This is a genomic window from Paraconexibacter sp., from assembly GCF_059438195.1.
Genome location: NZ_JBLKKY010000001.1, coordinates 1 through 16,767, shown reverse-complemented (window position 1 = coordinate 16,767; position 16,767 = coordinate 1). Strand labels below are relative to the sequence as shown.

Here is a 16,767-nt window from a genome sequence, read left to right as displayed (position 1 = left end):
CCGCACCCCGCGCGCCGGAAGGGTGCGTCGTGCCCGACGACCGGGCGAAGCGGATGTGCCGTCGATCCGCCGGCGGCGCTCAGCCGAGCGCGGAGGCGCCGAGGAGCCGCGCGACCGCCCAGCTGATGATCTCGAGCACCAGCTCCTCCGTCGCCTCCTGGTCGAGCCGCTCGTGCTCGAGCCACTGGACGAGCGCGGACTCCGCGGCGGCCTCCGTGACGCGCAGCACCGCGACCTCCGCGGGCTCGAGCTCGTCGATCGGCCGCAGGCCCATGACGGCGGCGAGCCGCGCCGCCGCCTTGTCCCTCGCCTCCTCGATGACGGCGAGGACGTCGGCGTCACCGCCGGCCTGGGGACGGACCGAGTCGAGGTACAGCTCGCGGTTGCGTCCCACCCGGTCCACCCAGCCGTGCACCGCGTACGCGAGCCTCTCGGCGAGCGACTGACCGTGGACGTAGTCGGGGATCGGGAGGATGTTGGCGTCGAGGGCCGACCGCAGGACCTCGATGTAGAGGCCCCGCTTCGTCCCGAAGTGGTGGTTGATGAGCCCGCGGGTGACGCCTGCCTCCTTCGCGACCATGTCGAGGGAGACGTCGGCGTAGTGCCCGGTGCGGAACAGCCGGGTCGCCGCCCCGACGATCGCCCGCCGTCGCTCCTCGGCGGGGAGACGCTCACGGCGCGACATCGAGTCGCGTTTCGGACGGGCGGGCATCACATGAGCCTACCGGGGGGCGGTATCGGGAGAGCTCGACGCCGGCACCTCGGACTGTCCGTCGGACAGCTGTTGTTATCTTAGATACAGGAGGCTGAGATGACGACCGAGAAGGCGACGACGAAGGACCGCGAGCGGCTCTCGGCCGACGCGCGGCGGGACCAGCTCGTCGCGGTCGCCGCCGAGGTCTTCCGCGACCGTCCGTTCGGCGACGTCTCCGCCGACGAGATCGCCGAGGCGGCCGGCGTCGCCCGCGGGCTCATCAACCACCACTTCGGGACGAAGCGCGGGCTCTACGTCGAGGTCGTGCGGCGCATGCTCGACACCTCGCGCGTCCACGTCCCCGAGTACCGGCACGGGACGACGCTGCGCGACCGCCTCGAGGAGAGCATCGGAAAGTGGCTCTCGAACATCGAGCGCCACCGCGAGATCTGGCTCGCCTCGGTCCGCACCGCGGGGATGGGGGATCCCGACGTCGCCGCGCTCGCCGAGCAGTCCCGCGAGGAGGCCGCCCGCAAGCTCTCCCTCGTCATGGGCCTCGGCCCGGTCGACGAGCTCTCGCCCGAGCGGCTCGGCATGATCCGGATCTGGCAGTCGCTCGCCGAGTCCGCCGCCTGCCAGTGGCTCGAGTACGGGCGCCTCACGCGTGAGCAGGTGCGCGTCCTCGTCATCGAGACCGGAGAGCGCGTCGCCCACGGGCTCATGGACGAGCTCGCCGCCGTGATGGGTGAAGGCGCCGCGGCGACCGCCGGCGGCGTCGGCCGGCTCGACTCCGCGCACTGAGGCCGCGCGAGGGCCGGAGCCCCCGCGCGGCTTCTCGCCTCAGCCGGCGGAGGGCACGCGCACGTGGACGGCGCGAGGCTGGTTGACGAACATCGAACGCACGGCCTCGGGCTCCTCGATGAGCTCGAGGCTCGGGAAGCGGGAGAGGGTCTCCTCGAACAGCACCCGCAGCTCGAGGCGGGCGAGCGCCGTGCCGAGGCAGAAGTGCCGGCCTCCCGCCCCGAAGGCCTGATGCTCGGGGTTGCGGGTGATGTCGAGCGCGTGCGGGCACGCGTGGACGGACTCGTCGCGGTTCGACGACGGGTACCAGAGGATGATCTTGTCGCCCTCGCGGATCGTCTTGCCGTGCATCTCGACGTCGCGGGTCGCCGCCCGGGCGAAGTGCCCGAAGGCGGGCGCGTAGCGCAGGAACTCCTCGACCGCGGCCGGGACGAGCGAGGGGTTCTCGCTCAGCGTCGCCATCTGGTCGGGGTGCCGCATGAGCGCGACCATGCCGTTGGAGAACGTCGCCTTCGTGCTGTCGTTCCCCGCCGCGACGAGGAGCGCGAAGCCGAAGGCGATCTCGTCGTCGGACAGTCGCTCGCCGTCGACCTCGGCGTGCACGAGGATGCTCGTGAGGTCGTCGGTCGGGTTCACACGCCGGTCCGCGGCCATCGCCATGACGCCCTGGACGATCTCCACGAGCGTCTCTTGCACGGTGTCCGCGCCGTCGGGCTGGATGATGTCGTCGCCGAACGCGATCGCGCGCTGCGCGACGACCGCCCACCTCTCGTCGTCCTCCTCCGGTGTCCCGAGGAAGGTGCCGATGACCCGGCCGACGACCGGTGCGGCGAGGTCACCGACGAGGTCGAAGGTCTCACGGCCCTCGAGCCGGTCGAGGACCCGGCGCGCGACGTCGCGGACCGTCTGCTCGTGCTCGGCGATCCGCTTCGGGGTGAACCCGCGCTGGAAGAGCCCCTTGATGCGGTCGTGCCTCGGCGGGTCCATGCCGAGGAAGATCGCGTTCTGCACCTGGACGGGGACGACGTGGTCGACGGCGAGGAAGCCGCGTTTCTCGTTGGAGAACGTCTCCCAGTCGCGGCTGATCGCGTGCACGTCCTCCCACCGGGTGATGGACCAGAAGCCCGTCTCCTCGGGCCAGTCCGCCATCTCGCTCCAGTGCACGGGCGCCTCGCGTCGCAGGCGCTCGAAGACCTCGTGGGGCGGTCCGTCCTTCCAGAGCTCGGGGTCACCGAGGTCGATCTGGTCGACCGGCATCTCGGAGATGGTCGTCATCGGCTGTCCTCCTGGGTCTCGCCGGCGGAGAGCGCCGGCGTCTCGTTGATGCGAGCGAGGTAGGCCTGGCGCTCCGGGGCGTCGATCCCCGCGAGGAGCGCCTGATCGGCCTTCAGGATCCGAGTCATCGCGTCGGACGCGCGCAGCGGGAGCAGCTTCGTCACCCGGTGGAGAAGGTTCATCTGCCGCGGACACCAGACCTCGTAGCGGCGCGTGCGGACCGCGTCGACGATGTTGTCGGCGACGTCCTCGGGCTTCAGCGCCTTCACCCCGCGCGTGTCCGGGATCCCGTCGGTGAGCTCCGTGCGGACGATGACGGGCATCACTACCGACAGCGCGATCGGGCTGTCGCGAAGCTCGGCGCGCAGCGCGTCGGTGAGGCCGACGACGGCGTGCTTCGTCGCCGTGTAGGTGACGATGCCAGGCGGCGCGAACTTGCCTGCGGTCGACGCGACGTTGATGAGGTGACCGTCGCCCCGCTCGATCATCCGCGGCAGCACCGCGCGCGCCCCGTGGATGACGCCGTGGACGTTGATGTCGAACTGGCGGTGGATGCTCTCGGGGGCCTCGTCGAGGAAGCGGACGGTCGGCATGATCCCCGCGTTGTTGACGAAGACGTCGATCGGGCCGATCGCGTCCTCCACGTCGTCGACGAACCGCTCGACCGACGCGGGGTCCGTCACGTCGAGGTCGAAGGCGACGACCGACCCACCGAGCTCGGCCGCGGTCGTCCGCGCGAGGTCACCGTCGATGTCGCCGATCGCGACCCGCACGCCCTCGCGGACGAGCGCGACCGCGGTCGCGCGCCCGATGCCGCGGGCGCCGCCGGTGATCGCGACCGTCCGGCCCGCGATGGATCGAGGAGGAGTGCTCATGAATGCGTTCAGTCCTTGCTATCGACTCGCCAGTAACAGCAGACCACGCGACGGTACCAGTTGCTCGGGGGCCGCGTCCAGATGCGCAGCCGCGTCGGGGAGGAGACATCTCCTCCCTTCGCCCGATTTCAGGGCGTCGAGAGGCGGCCTACCGTCTCGAGCGATCCGCAAGGCGACGGAGACGTCGCGAGAGAGAGGGAGCGACCATGGCCATCACCGAGAACACCTGCCCGATCGAGCACGTCCGCGTCGCCGATCCCGAGCACTGGACCGAGGGGCCGCCCCTCGAGGCCTTCCGCGAGATGCGGCAGAGCTGCCCCGTGCACTGGTCGAGCGGGATGAGCGAGCACCCCGAGGAGCGCGGCTTCTGGTCCGTGACGACACAGGACCTCATCCACCAGGTGAGCCGCGACTACAAGACCTTCTCCTCGGAGGTCGACGGGTTCCTCGGCATGCCGTGGATGCCGCTCGCGCTCCAGCAGGGGATGTTCATCGGCATGGACCCGCCGAAGCACGGGCGACTCAAGTCGCTCTTCCAGCGCGGGTTCACGCCGAAGCGCATCGCCGAGCACGAGGACGACATCCGCGCGATCGCGGTCGAGGTCCTCGACCGGCTCGACGGCCGCGAGACCTGCGACGTCGTGACCGAGATCGCCCAGCCGATCGTCTCGCGGGTCATCGGGTCGTTCATGGGGATCCCGGAGAAGGACGACGCGATGTGGGCCGAGCTCATGAACGTGCTCGTCGGGGGCGACGACCCCGCGATCAACCCGGACGGCCCCGACGCGATCGCCGCGAAGTGGGTGCCCCTCATCGTCGAGCGCTGCCAGAGCCTCATCGACGACCGGCGCGAGAACCCCAAGGACGACCTCATGACGATCCTCGTGGAGGCGGAGATCGACGGCGACCGCCTCACCGACTGGGAGATCGTCATGGGCTTCATCCTCCTCGTCACCGCGGGCAACGACTCGACGAAGGCGGTGTTCTCGAGCGGGACGCACGCGCTCCTGCGCCACCCCGACCAGCGCGAGAAGCTGCTCGCGGACCCGAGCCTCATCCCCTCGGCCGTCGAGGAGTGCCTGCGCATGTTCCCGGCGTTCGCCCACTTCCGCCGCACCGCGACCGAGGACACCGAGCTCGGGGGCGTCGAGATCAAGAAGGGCGACAAGGTGCTCATGTGGTACCCGTCCTCCGGCCGCGACGAGAGCGTCTACGAGGACCCCGAGGCCTTCGACGTCACGCGCAACCCCGAGCACCAGGCGTTCGGCGGCGGCGGCCGGCACTTCTGCCTCGGCACCGCCCTCGCCCGGCTCGAGCTGCGCGTGATGTTCGAGGAGACGCTGAAGCGCTACCCCGAGATGGAGCTCGAGGACGGCCCGACGTGGGCGACGGCGATCTTCGTCAACCAGTACACGACGCTCCCGGTGCGCCTCGGGCCGCGCGCGGCGTAGCCGCCGAAGAGCATGTCACGGACCTCGCCGGTGCGCCGCACGAGCGCCGGCGCGCGTCCGGTCCGTCACGTTGTGATCCGCACACACCGACGCCGCCGGAACGCTGGGGGCGAGGGCCGTGGGACCGCGGAGGGCGCCGCCGTACGGTCGCCCGCATGCTCACAGCCACTCGCCCTGACGACCACGCGGACACCGAGACCGAGGCCGAGGCCGTGACCGCTGCGGCCGACGCGACGCTCGCGGCCCTCGACGCCGCCGTCGACGCGCCGGCCGGCCCCGGGCACGGACCGGCCGCCTCCGGTGTCTCCATCGCGGCGGCGGTCCGCGCGACCAGCGAGCGCCGCGCCGCTCAGCACGCGCGCGTGAAGGCGATCCAGCGGATCGTCCTGCTGCCGCTCACCGTCGCGGGCCTCACCCTCACGGTGCTCTTCGCGCTGATGATGGTCTCCTACGTGGAGCAGCTCTGAACGCAGGCCCGGCCGCTCACGGCCCGGACGGACGACGCCGTCCGGGCTGCGCCGGGCCGCGGCGCAGGTTGATCGCGATCAGCAGCTCGATGACGTCGCCGAGCCGGCGGAGGTCCCGGCCGGTGCGCTCGGCGATCCGGCCGAGCCGGTTGTGCGCGGTGTTCACGTGCACGTACAGGCGCTCCGCGGCCACCTTCACGTTGAGGTCGGCGTCGGCGTAGGCGAGCAGCGTGCTCGTGAGCGCGCCGCCCGCCTCGAGGTCCTCGTCGACGAGCCGCGCGATCTCGGGCGCCACCATCCGCGCCGCGGTCGGATCCCCCGTGAGCGTGAGGTACTCGAAGGCGCTCATCGCGCAGAGGCTGACGACGCGGTCCCCGTCGGCCGCGGTCGCCCGGGCCACGCACGCCTCGGAGTAGGCCTCGGGAACATCGCGCAGGCCGCCGACGATCGTGCTCGCCCCGATCTCGAGGACCGTGCCCTCGTCACGGAGCTGCGCGGCGAAGCGACGGAGCGCGTCGTGCAGGGCGGCGCCGTCGCCGGGCTCGACCGGGAGGACCGCGACGATCTCGTCGCCTCGCTGCACCGCGAGCGGAGCCGAGGCCCGGCCGGCGACGCGCCCGATCGCGCCGGCCGCGAGCCGGATCCGCGCCATGTCCGCCGCGGCGTCGCAGTTCGCGGTGACGACGACGCACGACCGATTCGGCGCGAGACCGGCGGCCTCGAGCGCGCGGGCGCGTGGACCCGGTCGCACCGGCACCGCGCCGAGGAGGTCCTCGAGCAGGTCGCGACGCACCCGCTCGCCGTCGGCGACGAGCAGCTGCTCCACCTCGACGTAGACCTCCGCGACCCGGGTCGACGCGACGTTGATGTACTCGGCGATCGGGTCGACGAGCGTGAGCGCCTCCGTGCGCGAGGCGTCGTCGTGGGCGCCGCTGCGCAGCGCGCCCCAGAAGTGCCGCAGACCGATGCGGAACGCATGGAGGAAGTCGGCGAGCGCGATCCTGCGCTGCGCCCGCCGCGTCGTCGGCGCCCGGACGAAGTGGAGGTCGTCCGGCGTGGGCGGCCCGCCGCTGCGCAGCGACCGGACGAGCGCCTCGAGGTGCAGCTCCACGTGCCGGCAGACGTCGGCGAAGAACGCGGTGTCGTACGCGCTGCGGTAGGCGGGGATCTCGGCGAAGATCGTCTCCGTCGCCTCCCGCGCCGTCTCCGTCGTGCGGGCCTCGAGCCCGTCGACGAGCGAGGCCGCCACGGCGGAGAGCGCCGTGGACGGCCGGGGCGGCGCGCCGACCTCGGGCTCCCGCCCTGTGGTCGACGCGCCGGCCGGGCCCCTCATCACACGGCGGAAGAGGCCAGGGAGGCGTCCTTCGACTCCTCGCGGATCATCGCGGCGGCCTTCTCGCCGATCATGATGCAGGCCGCGTTCGTGTTCCCGCGGACGATCGTCGGCATGATCGACGCATCGGCGACGCGGAGGCCCTCGATCCCCTTCACCCGCAGCTGGGGGTCGACGACGGCGCCGATCGCGCACGTCGAGGTCGGGTGGTAGATCGTCTGGACGTTCTTCTGCGCGAACTCCCACAGCTCCTCGTCCGTCGCGTCGGCCGACGGGGTGACGAAGTCGTCGGTGATGACGGCGCGCATCGCCTCCTGCTCGGCGATCTCGAGCGTCGTGCGCAGCCCCGCGACGATCGTCGCCTTGTCCTCCTCGGTGGCGAGGTAGTTGTGGACGATCCGCGGCTTCACGTGCGGGCTCGGGCCGCGCAGCGTGAGCGTCCCGCGGCTCGTCGGCTTGATGACGCCCGGGCCGAACGCGACGCCGTGCTCGACGGGCAGCCCGAGGCCCTCCTCGTAGAAGAGGACGGGCGCGCAGTGGAACTGGCAGTCCGGACCCTCGAGCCCCTCGCGGGTGCGGATGAAGCCGCCGGCCTCGCCGATGTTCGACGTGAGCGGGCCGCGCCCCTCGCTGCCGACGAGCTCGACGTTCTCGTCGTTCATCGCGGTCATGAGCGACTCGGTGTTCGCGGTGAGGTAGTTGACGAGCACCATGCAGTGGTCCTGCATGTTCTCGCCGACGGGGAGGTCCGCGACGACGTCCAGGCCGAGCAGCGAGAGCTGCTCGGCGGGCCCCACGCCGCTGAGCATGAGCAGGTGCGCCGACCCGTAGGCACCGGCGGAGAGGATCACCTCGCGCTCGGCGCGCAGCTCGTCCAGCTCGGGATGGTCGAGCCGGACGCCGCGCGCGCGACCGTCCTCGATGATGACGTCGGTGACGAGCGCGTCGGTGATGACCGTGAGGTTCTCGCGGTCCTCCACGGGATGCAGGAAGGTCGCGGCCGTGCTCGCGCGCATGCCGTCCCGCTGCGTCACCTGGTAGCGGCCCACGCCCTCCTGCCGGGGGCCGTTGAAGTCCGGGTTCTCCTCGTGGCCCGCCTGCTTCGCCGCCTCGACGAACGCCGTGGCGAGAGGGTTCATCGAGCGGCTCTCGCGGACCGGGAGCGGCCCGCCGACGCCGTGGAAGGCATCCTCGCCGCGCTCGTTGTCCTCCGACTTGAGGAAGAACGGGAGGACCTCCTCGTAGGACCAGCCCTCGGCGCCCATCGCCGCCCACTCGTCGAAGTCGGCGCGGTTGCCGCGGATGTAGATCATCGCGTTCATCGACGAGCAGCCGCCGAGCATCCGGCCGCGCGGGAGGTACATGCGACGGCCTCCGAGCGCCTTCTCCGGCTCCGTCGAGTAGTCCCAGTCGCGCCGGCTCTTGAAGAGCGCGCCGAACGCGGCGGGGATGTGGATCTCGATGTCGGTGTCCTCGCCGCCGGCCTCGACGAGGCACACGCGGACGTCGGGGTCCTCGCTCAGGCGGTTGGCGAGCACGCATCCGGACGATCCGGCTCCCACGATCACGTAGTCGTACATCGGTGTCTCTCTCCTCTTGGTGGGTGTGGGCCGGCCGGCGTCAGCCGGCGGCGGACTGCGGCGTGCCGACGAGGTCGGCGACGCCCGCGGCCGTCCAGAACGCCTCGGCGTCCCGCAGCGTCCGCTCGCGTGCGATGTCGAAGTCGATCGAGACCGGCATCTCGTCGACGATCCCCTCGAGCGCCTGGGCGGCCTCGAGGGCCTCGGGCATCCAGTCGCGGATCCAGCCGCCGACGAGCTCCCGGTTGCGTGCGCCGTGCTCCTCGTCCTCGAGGACGAGCCTCGTGAACGCGGCGGTCCAGTCGCTCGCCCAGCGCCACTCCGCCTGGGCGACGTGCCCGAGCGTGGGGGTGATGGTGTCGCCGTTGGCCGCCGCGGCGCGCATGCCGAGCTCGCGCTGGATGAGCACGCCGAGGATCGGCTCGAAGCAGACGTTGACCGCGACGATCCCCTCGCCCCAGTCGACGACCGTCCGCAGGCGCTCGACGAAGCGGCGGGTCGGCTGCCAGGCCGGGTGCGTGAGCCAGCGCTGCCTCGCCTCCTCCATGGGGAAGTCGCCGAAGTGCGGCTCGAGGTCGAGCGAGTAGAGGACGAGGGACTGCGCGAAGCGCTGCTTCGTCGCCGCCTGGAACACGACGGCGTGCGTGAGGGTGTCCGACAGCGTGTCGCGCCCGGCCGCCGCGGTCGCGAGCCACAGGCCGTGCTGGACGAACGCCGGCACGAGGAGGTTCGCGCGCAGGAACTCGACCCAGCCGGGGTCGAAGTCCGTGAGCATCTGGTCGTAGGTGCCCTGCGTGACGGCGGCCTCGATCTGCCGCTCCCACTGGGTGCCGAGCTGGTAGTACGGCCGCTCCCACCACTGCGCGGGGTCGCGGAAGTCGTGCCAGTCGTGGACGTCGAGCCGCGTCGAGTCGTCGCTCCAGACGCCGTGCAGCCCGTCGAACGCCAGCGGCCAGCCGCGCTCGACGTGGCGGCGCAGCGACGGCTGCGAGTCCATCGTCACGTCCTCGTACATCGACGCGCGGCGCTTCGCCGGCGTGAACGACGCGAAGGTCCTCTCGCTGTCGTCGCTGCTGCGGCGCCCGCCGCCGTCGTCGACCTTCTTGGCCGGGGGTGCGGTGCTCATGCCGTGACCTCCTCGCTCGGGTAGGGCATGTCGAGGCTCTTCGCGAAGACCTGCCCGGGCCCGCCGTTGACGCCCGTCGCGACGTTGACGCCCTCGCGGAAGGCCGCGGCGTGGTCGCCGGACGGGAGGCCGAGCGCCTTCGCCCGGTTGATGTTCGGGCTCTCGACCTCGACGCCGACGGCACGCAGGTCGTCGAGCGTCCACTTGTCGTCGCGGAGGTGCGGCTGGCCCATGAGGGTGGAGCCGTCGGCGCGGACGAACCCGAGGTCCCTCACGACGTCGGCGAGGTCCATGCCGTGGAAGCGGTCGAAGTAGTTGCGGTCGCCGGTGTAGCGGCCGGGGTTGCTCTCGTCGATCCAGCGGCACTCCTTCGAGCAGTAGAAGCGCGTGCGGTCGTCGACGACCCGGTGGCACTGGTCCTCGTCGATGACGGACGGCATCGTGCACGTCCAGCAGAACGGGGGCGCCTCGGCGAGGAGGCCCGAGAGCAGGAGGGAGCGGTCGGCGCGGTCGTCGACCTGGCTGTAGGCCTCCCAGAAGAAGCCGTACTCGTCGTACCAGCCCGGGTACTTCGCCTCGAACCACTCGAAGTCGCGCTCGTCGAGGCCGTCGAAGCGCCAGAAGTGCATGGGCCAGGTCGCGAAGGCGAGCATCGCGATCTTGTGGTGCAGGCCCTTCGTGATGCGCTCCCGCGCGCGGTCGAAGATGTCGGAGGGCAGGTCGAGGCCGAGCTTGCCCATCTTGAGGATGTACGCGCGATACCAGTCGTCGCGGATCCAGCGGTCCCACTTGTCGAGGAAGGACTCGGGGTCGGAGCGGTCCTTGGAGAAGTACTCCATGACGACCGCGGAGAAGACGTCGAGGAACGAGTGGTTGACCCACCACGCCTGCTGCAGGTCGCGCTCGATGAACGGGATGTTCCGGTCGTCCTGCAGGACCGTGAGCAGCGTCGCGTAGCCGTTGGAGATGTGGCGGGCCTCGTCGGACTGGACCGACAGGTACGTCGTCGGGAGCGTGAAGTCGCCGTTGCGCGCGGCGACGTCCGGGAGCGCGACGAAGGCGACGTTGGTGAACGCGGTCTCCGCGACGACCTGGAGGGTGAACGCGCACTGGATCGGGTCGCCGACCATGAACTGGCTGGCGAAGTTCATGCCGCCGAGCGTGAAGATGTCCCGGGGCATCGCGCGCATCATCTGGTTCCAGCCGCCGGGGTCCGGGGCGTTCTTGGCGTACCAGCGGCCGAGCGACATCTGCATGCCCGTGTGGCGCACCTCGTCGACGTACTGGACGTGGTAGCCGTTGCGCAGCTCGTTCGACGGGATCGCGTCGATGAGCATGGCCATGCAGCGGCCGGCCCCGATCTCCGCGTAGTTGGTGACGGTGAGGAACGGCTTGAGGATCTCGATCCAGCGCTCGTGCGTCTTGTGCGGCATGTCGGCCCGCACCGCCGTGTCCTGGCCGCCGAAGACGCGCTCGTCCTTCTCGAGCTCCATCGGCAGGTACTCCCGCATGATCTGCTTCATGGGGTCCTTCGACTTCGCGGGGATGTGGTACCTCGTCGGGTACCGCGGGACCGGGTCGTGGTAGGTGTGGTCCCAGCCGAGCTGCGAGATGCGCTCGTGAGTCGCCGTGATGCTGCGTCGACGCGCCTTGGTGGACATGCAGCGACACTAGGTCGCCCCTCACGGCGGCCTCAATCAGTCGAAGGGATGAGATCGCTCATCCTCGCCCGCCGTCGCGGTGCGTTCCACGAAGATCCGCCGGTACTTCGCGACGGCCTGCGCGCGGTTGTTCGCCCGCAGCTTGCGCATGACGTTCTTCACGTGCGACTTCACGGTCGCCTCGGACACGACGAGGCGGCGGGCGATCGCCGAGTTCGTCGCGCCCTCGGCGAGGAGCGCGACGACCTCGTGCTCGCGCGGCGTGAGCACGCCGCTCATGTGACTGGCCCCCGGGGGCAGGAGCGAGGCGGCGGACACGCCGGCGAGCTTCGCGTTCCCCGGCGCCTCGCGCGTCATCCGCAGCTCGGCCGCCGAGAGGTCGGTGAGGACCTCGTTCGTCGCCGCGACGAGGCGCGCGACCTCCGCGCGCTGCGTGTTCACGCGCTCGACGAGCAGGGCGCGGTCGATGGCGAACCCGAAGCCCTCGGCGAACGCCCACAGCGTGTCGCGGTCGATCTCGTCGACATCGCGGCCCTGGAAGTAGCAGTCGGCGTGGATGAAGCCCATCACCCGGTCGTCGGGCATCACCGGCGCCGCGACGTAGGACCGCGTCTTCACCGGGAGGACGAGCGGCTTGAACGTCCGCGGGTCGGTGGCGGGGCTCTGGATCATCACCGGGGCCCGGCGGCGGATCATCTCGGTCTCGAGGAGCTGGTGGGTGAGCTGCGGCCGCTCGACCTGCGCGAGCTCGTGGAACTCCCTCGCCCACTCCGGCCGCTCGACGAAGTAGACGCTCTCGCACACCATCTCGGAGTTCTCGACGCGGAACAGGAACGCGCGATCGAAGCCGCAGTGGGTGCAGAGGACCTTCACGCCGCGGTCCATCACCGCCGCCGCCGTCGGCGCGGCGCGCAGCTCGGTGAGGGCGCGGCGGACCCGGTCGCTCGCGTCGAGCCGTCGCTCCATCGCCGAGCGCCGCACGAGGTCGCGCGCCTCGAAGACCTCGGCGAGCGTGGCCGAGAGATCCGCGATCGTCGGGTCGCGGACCGTCGCCTCGCGGAGCGCGTCGAGCAGGCGCCTCTCCGCGTCGCGGAGCGACCTCTCGAGGCTCGGCTCACCGTGGGTCTTGTCGACGTCGGCCTCGAGCAGCTCGTCGACGCGGCCGAGCAGCTCGCGCGCGGTCGTCCAGATGTCCTCGGTCACCCGCTCGTCATCGCGCGCCACAGTGCCTCCCCTCGTGCTCCCATCCCGGGCGGGCGCAGCATCGACGCGACGCCGGTGTCCGTCCCGGCGACGGTAGTGCGCGACCCGCTCCCGGGCAAGGAGCGGTGGAGGGTTCTCCTCCGAAGGGATGAGACGGGCCTGCAGCGGCCGGCGCGACGCGACCTCTCGCTCTGGGTGCGACTACGGTCTGCGCCGTGTCCGAACGTCGCCGCTGCCGTCCTTCGATCGTCGCCGCAGCGGCCGCGCTGACGGTCGCCCTCGCGTCAGGCGCCCCGCCGGCCGCCGCGGCGAGTCGCACGATCACCGACGGCACGACGCGCTTCGAGGTCCTCAGCCCGTCGCTCATCCGCGTGCAGCACGCGGCCGACGGGCGCTTCGAGGACCGACGGACGCTGACGACGGAGGGCCGGCTGACGACGGCGCCGAAGGTCCGCACGACCGTCCGCGGCGGGGACCGGATCATCCGCACGTCGCGGCTGCGCCTGCGCTGGCGGCGCGGGAGCGGCCCCCTCGACGCGGGCGACCTCACCATCCGACTCGACGACGGGACGCTGCTGCGGCCGCGGCCGGGGCCGAACCCCGCGCCGCTCGGCGGCTGGCGGCGCTCGCTCGACCTCACCGACGGGCCGGTCCCGCTGCACGAGGGCGTCCTCTCGCGGGCCGGGTGGTACCTGCTCGACGACACCGACACCGCGCTCGTCGCCGGCGAGACGGCGACGCCGCGGCCGGGGCGCGAGGGGGCCTACGAGGACCTCTACCTCTTCGTCTACGGCGACGACCACCCGCGTGCCCTGCGGGACCTGCGCACGCTCACCGGCCCCACGCCGCTCCTGCCGCGCAAGGCGTTCGGCGTGTGGTTCTCGCGCTGGTGGCCCTACGGCGACGCCGACTGGCGCGCGATCGTGCAGCGGTTCCGCGACGAGCGCGTGCCGCTCGACACGATCTCGATCGACACGGACTTCAAGCGGGTGCTCGACCCGGCCGGCTCGGCGGTCGCGGCCGCCGCCTCGGGGGCGCCCGGCCTCCCCTACTCGTGGAACGGCTGGGACTGGAACCGCGGGCTCTACCCCGACCCCGCGGAGTTCCTGCGGTGGGCGCGCGACGAGGCCGACCTCGAGGTGGGCCTCAACGTCCACCCGTCGATCAGCACGAGCGACCCGCTGTACGCGGAGACCGAGCGGCGAGCGGGCGTCCCGCTCGCCTCGGACTCCGGCTGCCTCGTCCTGCAGGCCGACACGCGCGGGGAGTGCAAGGTCTTCGACTGGGGCGACCCCCGGCAGCTCGACGCGTACTTCGCGCTCCACGAGGACTTCGAGCGCGACGGCGTGGGCTTCTGGTGGCTCGACTGGTGCTGCGACGGCAGCCGCCTCGACGTCCCCGGGCTCACGCCCGACACCTGGATCAACCGCGCCTACACGCGCCGGTCGCGGGCGCGCGGCTCGCGGTGGCCGTCCTTCCAGCGGATCGGCGGGTCCTTCCAGGCCGGCTTCGACGGCCGCGTCGGCAACGGCGCGTTCGCCGAGCATCGCCACGCGCTGCAGTTCACCGGAGACACGTGCGCGAACTGGCGCCAGCTCGGCTTCGCCTCCGAGTTCACGGCGGCGGCGGGCAGCATCGGCATGGCCTACGTGAGCCATGACATCGGGACGTTCCACGGGCAGACACCCGGCGCGGTGTGCAACGCGCTCTCGCCGTTCATCTCGCCGCAGCGGCCCGCCCTCGACCCCGAGCTCTACGCGCGGTGGATGCAGCTCGGGACCTTCCAGCCGCTCGACCGCCTGCACTCCCACCACGGGTTCCGGCTGCCGTGGGAGTACCGGGGGAAGGCCGGACGCACGGCGGCGGACTTCCTCCGTTTGCGCGAGGCGCTCGTCCCCCACCTCTACGCCCTCGCCCGTGAGGCCCGCGACACCGGCATGCCGATGGTCCGCGCGCTCCACCTGCAGTGGCCCGACCTCGACGAGGCCTACGAGCACCCGTCCCAGTACACGCTCGGCGACGACCTCCTCGTCGCCCCGGTCGCGCGCCCGGGCGATCCCGCCGAGGTCCGCGTGTGGTTCCCGCCCGGCACCTGGCAGGACCTCTTCACCGGCGAGCGCCACCGCGGGCCGGCGACGAAGACGCTGTCCGTGCCGCTCGAGCGGATGCCGGTCTTCGCCCGCGCCGGCTCGGTCCTCGCGCTGCAGCCACCGGTCGCGACGACCTCGGCCGCGCCCGCACCGACGCTCGACCTCCACGTCCGCCGGGGCAACGGGTCGACGACGATCTACGAGGACGCCGGCGAGGGCCTCGCCCACGAGGACGGCGAGAGCGCGACGACGACGGTGACCCAGCGCCGGGCACGCGGCGCGACGGTCGTCACGATCGCCGCGCGCCGCGGGCGCTTCACCGGCCTCCCCCGCCGCACCTACGACGTCACCGTCCTCGGCATCGACCGGCCGCGAGCGGTGACGGTCGCCGGCCGGCGCGTGCGCGCGGACTACGAACCGGCGAGCCGGACCGCGACGTTCACCACCGGCCGGGTGCGCACCGACCGCGACACGCGCATCGTCGTGCGCTGGGCACGCGCGCGGTCGCGCTGAGGGACGGCCGGCTCCTGCTACCTTCGTGTACATGAGCGAGTCGGTCGGCATCGCCGAGCTGCGCCAGAACCTGAGCCTCTATCTGCGCCGCGTCGCCTCCGGTGAACGGCTGGTGGTGACCGACCGCAACCGCCCCGTCGCTGAGCTCGGTCCGCCGCCGACGACCGGCCGCGAACTCGACCGGCTGATCGCCGAAGGCCGGGTGTCCCGCCCCGCGCGGACGGGCCTCCCGGCGCCGCTGGAGCTTCCCGGGGACCCGCAGGCGCTGAGCCGAGCACTCGACGAGATCCGCGGAGAACGCTGAGCGCGAGGTGCCGCTCCTCTACGCGGACGCCTCGGCGCTCGTCAAGCTCGTCCGCGACGAAGCCGCGTCCCCGTCTCTGCGGCGCTACCTCGAGGACGCCGACGTCGTCAGCAGCGAGCTGGTCCTCACCGAGATCCCTCGTGCCGTGCGACGCGCAGCGGCATCGGACCCCGAGCTGCCTCTCGAGCTCCTGCTCGAGCGGACCGGACAGCTGATCGACGCCCTCGGCCTGCGCCCCGTCGACCGCGCGGTGCTCGCGGGCGCCGGAGCGTTCACCGAGCCCGCGCTCCGTGCCCTCGACGCGATCCACGTCGCCACGGCGCTCGACCTCCATCCGATCGACGCGTTCGTCACCTACGACGTGCGCCAGGCGGCAGCCGCGCGACTCGCGGGGCTGCGGACGATCGCCCCGGGCCTCTGAGGGCCGACGGCTACGCCGCCCGTCAGGCGGTGTCCTCCGGCCGGAAGTCGACCGCGGCGAGGCCCTCGACCGCGAGCCCCAGCGAGAGCTGGTCGAGCATGAGGTGCTTGAAGCGCTGGGTGAGGACGAGGCGCGAGTAGCGCCGGGTGAGGACAGGGCGCTCCTTGAGCATCCGCGCGAGCTCCCACGCCCGCGGCAGCAGATCCTCCGCCGGGAGGACCTCGCCGACCACGCCGAGCTCGAGCGCCCGCTGCGCCGTCAGCGTCTCGCCCGTGAGCAGGAACCACCGGGCGCGGTTCGGGCCCAGCAGCTCCTGCCAGACGACCTGCATGCCGTCGCCGGGGACGAGCCCCGACGGGTAGTGCGGCAGGTCTTGGAACGTCGCGTGCTCGGCGGCGATGACGAGATCGCTGAGAACCGCGAGCTCGTTGTGGATGAGCGCCGGCCCGTTGACCGCGCCGATCACCGGCACGTCGATGTCGAGCAGCCGCATGAGCAGCCGGCGGCCGTCGGCGAGCACGTGGTCCCAGCCCTGCGGCGTCACCTCGCCGAGGTTGCCCGGCGCCATCTCGGCGATGAAGTCCTCGCCGCTGCCGGTGAGGATCACCACCTCGTTCTCGCGGTCGGCGGCCACCGCCTCGAAGCAGTAGCCGAGCTCCTCGTGGGGCAGCATGCCCCACTGCAGCGAGGCGCCGTCGCTGTGCAGCGTGATCTGGAGGATCCCCTCCTCGCGCTCGAGGCGGATCGTCTCGAAGCGGTCGGCGTAGTCGGCGAGACGTGGCGCAGGCATGCAGCCGATCGTCCTCGGCGCGGCGGGCGGCGACAACCGCGCGCGGCGGGCGGGTCGGAGAGATGGACAACCCGCGGCCGGTCGAGACGGCCCCGCGCCCCCGGGATCCGCTGCGTGGTCGAGCTCGTCTAGGTGTAAGTCCCGAGCAGGTTGTTCAGCCGTTGGACGGGTGGTTGTCGGCCG

The 16,767-nt window shown here is 72.1% G+C and carries 15 protein-coding genes; 6 read left to right on the top strand and 9 right to left on the bottom strand.

Annotated elements, in window-relative coordinates:
• Positions 1-79: 79 nt before the first annotated feature.
• On the bottom strand, positions 80-712 hold the full coding sequence (locus tag ACME2J_RS00075) for a TetR/AcrR family transcriptional regulator (protein ID WP_495542811.1): 633 nt from the start codon (positions 710-712) through the stop codon (positions 80-82).
• A 99-nt stretch (positions 713-811) separates the two neighbouring features.
• On the opposite strand from ACME2J_RS00075, the gene ACME2J_RS00070 reads away from it, so the two are divergent.
• Positions 812-1,495 (top strand): TetR/AcrR family transcriptional regulator, encoded by a 684-nt coding sequence (locus ACME2J_RS00070; RefSeq protein WP_495542810.1) that lies wholly within the window; start codon positions 812-814, stop codon positions 1,493-1,495.
• A 39-nt stretch (positions 1,496-1,534) separates the two neighbouring features.
• Here the strand turns inward: ACME2J_RS00070 and ACME2J_RS00065 are convergent, their stop codons facing one another.
• Together ACME2J_RS00065 and ACME2J_RS00060 are read right to left on the bottom strand one after the other, a co-directional pair.
• Positions 1,535-2,770 carry a cytochrome P450 gene (locus ACME2J_RS00065; protein WP_495542809.1) on the bottom strand — a complete coding sequence of 412 codons (1,236 nt, stop codon included), beginning with the start codon at positions 2,768-2,770 and terminating at the stop codon, positions 1,535-1,537.
• Positions 2,767-3,645 carry an SDR family oxidoreductase gene (locus ACME2J_RS00060; protein ID WP_495542808.1) on the bottom strand — a complete coding sequence of 293 codons (879 nt, stop codon included), beginning with the start codon at positions 3,643-3,645 and terminating at the stop codon, positions 2,767-2,769. Before ACME2J_RS00060 ends, ACME2J_RS00065 begins: the two co-directional genes overlap by 4 nt.
• A gap of 206 nt (positions 3,646-3,851) precedes the next feature.
• Between ACME2J_RS00060 and ACME2J_RS00055 the strand changes: the two genes are divergently transcribed.
• Positions 3,852-5,096 carry a cytochrome P450 gene (locus ACME2J_RS00055; protein WP_495542807.1) on the top strand — a complete coding sequence of 415 codons (1,245 nt, stop codon included), beginning with the start codon at positions 3,852-3,854 and terminating at the stop codon, positions 5,094-5,096.
• A 155-nt stretch (positions 5,097-5,251) separates the two neighbouring features.
• The gene (locus tag ACME2J_RS00050) at positions 5,252-5,563 is read left to right on the top strand and encodes a hypothetical protein (protein ID WP_495542806.1); all 312 of its coding nucleotides are present in this window, start codon (positions 5,252-5,254) and stop codon (positions 5,561-5,563) included.
• 16 nt (positions 5,564-5,579) lie between these two features.
• On the opposite strand, the gene ACME2J_RS00045 is transcribed toward ACME2J_RS00050, so the two are convergent.
• From ACME2J_RS00045 to ACME2J_RS00025, 5 genes are all read right to left on the bottom strand, one after another.
• The gene (locus ACME2J_RS00045) at positions 5,580-6,812 is read right to left on the bottom strand and encodes a PucR family transcriptional regulator (RefSeq protein ID WP_495542805.1); all 1,233 of its coding nucleotides are present in this window, start codon (positions 6,810-6,812) and stop codon (positions 5,580-5,582) included.
• Positions 6,813-6,895: 83 nt separating this feature from the next.
• Entirely contained in the window at positions 6,896-8,476 is a 1,581-nt protein-coding gene (locus ACME2J_RS00040; RefSeq protein ID WP_495542804.1) for a GMC family oxidoreductase, read from the bottom strand.
• A gap of 40 nt (positions 8,477-8,516) precedes the next feature.
• Positions 8,517-9,602 carry a ferritin family protein gene (locus tag ACME2J_RS00035; protein ID WP_495542803.1) on the bottom strand — a complete coding sequence of 362 codons (1,086 nt, stop codon included), beginning with the start codon at positions 9,600-9,602 and terminating at the stop codon, positions 8,517-8,519.
• Positions 9,599-11,263 carry a ferritin family protein gene (locus tag ACME2J_RS00030; RefSeq protein WP_495542802.1) on the bottom strand — a complete coding sequence of 555 codons (1,665 nt, stop codon included), beginning with the start codon at positions 11,261-11,263 and terminating at the stop codon, positions 9,599-9,601. The genes ACME2J_RS00035 and ACME2J_RS00030 overlap by 4 nt, the downstream gene beginning before the upstream one ends.
• A gap of 36 nt (positions 11,264-11,299) precedes the next feature.
• A complete protein-coding gene (locus ACME2J_RS00025; RefSeq protein ID WP_495542801.1) occupies positions 11,300-12,466 on the bottom strand; it encodes a LuxR C-terminal-related transcriptional regulator in 1,167 nt (388 codons plus the stop codon).
• A gap of 215 nt (positions 12,467-12,681) precedes the next feature.
• Between ACME2J_RS00025 and ACME2J_RS00020 the strand changes: the two genes are divergently transcribed.
• The 3 genes from ACME2J_RS00020 to ACME2J_RS00010 are packed head-to-tail and all read left to right on the top strand — an operon-like array spanning position 12,682 to position 15,794.
• Positions 12,682-15,069 carry a glycoside hydrolase family 31 protein gene (locus ACME2J_RS00020; RefSeq protein WP_495542800.1) on the top strand — a complete coding sequence of 796 codons (2,388 nt, stop codon included), beginning with the start codon at positions 12,682-12,684 and terminating at the stop codon, positions 15,067-15,069.
• A 31-nt stretch (positions 15,070-15,100) separates the two neighbouring features.
• Positions 15,101-15,373 carry a type II toxin-antitoxin system Phd/YefM family antitoxin gene (locus tag ACME2J_RS00015; protein WP_495542799.1) on the top strand — a complete coding sequence of 91 codons (273 nt, stop codon included), beginning with the start codon at positions 15,101-15,103 and terminating at the stop codon, positions 15,371-15,373.
• A 7-nt stretch (positions 15,374-15,380) separates the two neighbouring features.
• Positions 15,381-15,794 carry a type II toxin-antitoxin system VapC family toxin gene (locus ACME2J_RS00010; protein WP_495542798.1) on the top strand — a complete coding sequence of 138 codons (414 nt, stop codon included), beginning with the start codon at positions 15,381-15,383 and terminating at the stop codon, positions 15,792-15,794.
• 22 nt (positions 15,795-15,816) lie between these two features.
• Here the strand turns inward: ACME2J_RS00010 and ACME2J_RS00005 are convergent, their stop codons facing one another.
• Positions 15,817-16,584 (bottom strand): enoyl-CoA hydratase/isomerase family protein, encoded by a 768-nt coding sequence (locus ACME2J_RS00005; RefSeq protein WP_495542797.1) that lies wholly within the window; start codon positions 16,582-16,584, stop codon positions 15,817-15,819.
• Positions 16,585-16,767: the final 183 nt, after the last annotated feature.

Bases quoted from the DNA above. Each gene is read 5' to 3' on its own strand.
- ACME2J_RS00075 (WP_495542811.1), bottom strand. From the start codon at position 712: ATGCCCGCCCGTCCGAAACGCGACTCGATGTCGCGCCGTGAGCGTCTC.
- ACME2J_RS00070 (WP_495542810.1), top strand. From the start codon at position 812: ATGACGACCGAGAAGGCGACGACGAAGGACCGCGAGCGGCTCTCGGCC.
- ACME2J_RS00065 (WP_495542809.1), bottom strand. From the start codon at position 2,770: ATGACGACCATCTCCGAGATGCCGGTCGACCAGATCGACCTCGGTGAC.
- ACME2J_RS00060 (WP_495542808.1), bottom strand. From the start codon at position 3,645: ATGAGCACTCCTCCTCGATCCATCGCGGGCCGGACGGTCGCGATCACC.
- ACME2J_RS00055 (WP_495542807.1), top strand. From the start codon at position 3,852: ATGGCCATCACCGAGAACACCTGCCCGATCGAGCACGTCCGCGTCGCC.
- ACME2J_RS00050 (WP_495542806.1), top strand. From the start codon at position 5,252: ATGCTCACAGCCACTCGCCCTGACGACCACGCGGACACCGAGACCGAG.
- ACME2J_RS00040 (WP_495542804.1), bottom strand. From the start codon at position 8,476: ATGTACGACTACGTGATCGTGGGAGCCGGATCGTCCGGATGCGTGCTC.
- ACME2J_RS00035 (WP_495542803.1), bottom strand. From the start codon at position 9,602: ATGAGCACCGCACCCCCGGCCAAGAAGGTCGACGACGGCGGCGGGCGC.
- ACME2J_RS00030 (WP_495542802.1), bottom strand. From the start codon at position 11,263: ATGTCCACCAAGGCGCGTCGACGCAGCATCACGGCGACTCACGAGCGC.
- ACME2J_RS00015 (WP_495542799.1), top strand. From the start codon at position 15,101: ATGAGCGAGTCGGTCGGCATCGCCGAGCTGCGCCAGAACCTGAGCCTC.
- ACME2J_RS00005 (WP_495542797.1), bottom strand. From the start codon at position 16,584: ATGCCTGCGCCACGTCTCGCCGACTACGCCGACCGCTTCGAGACGATC.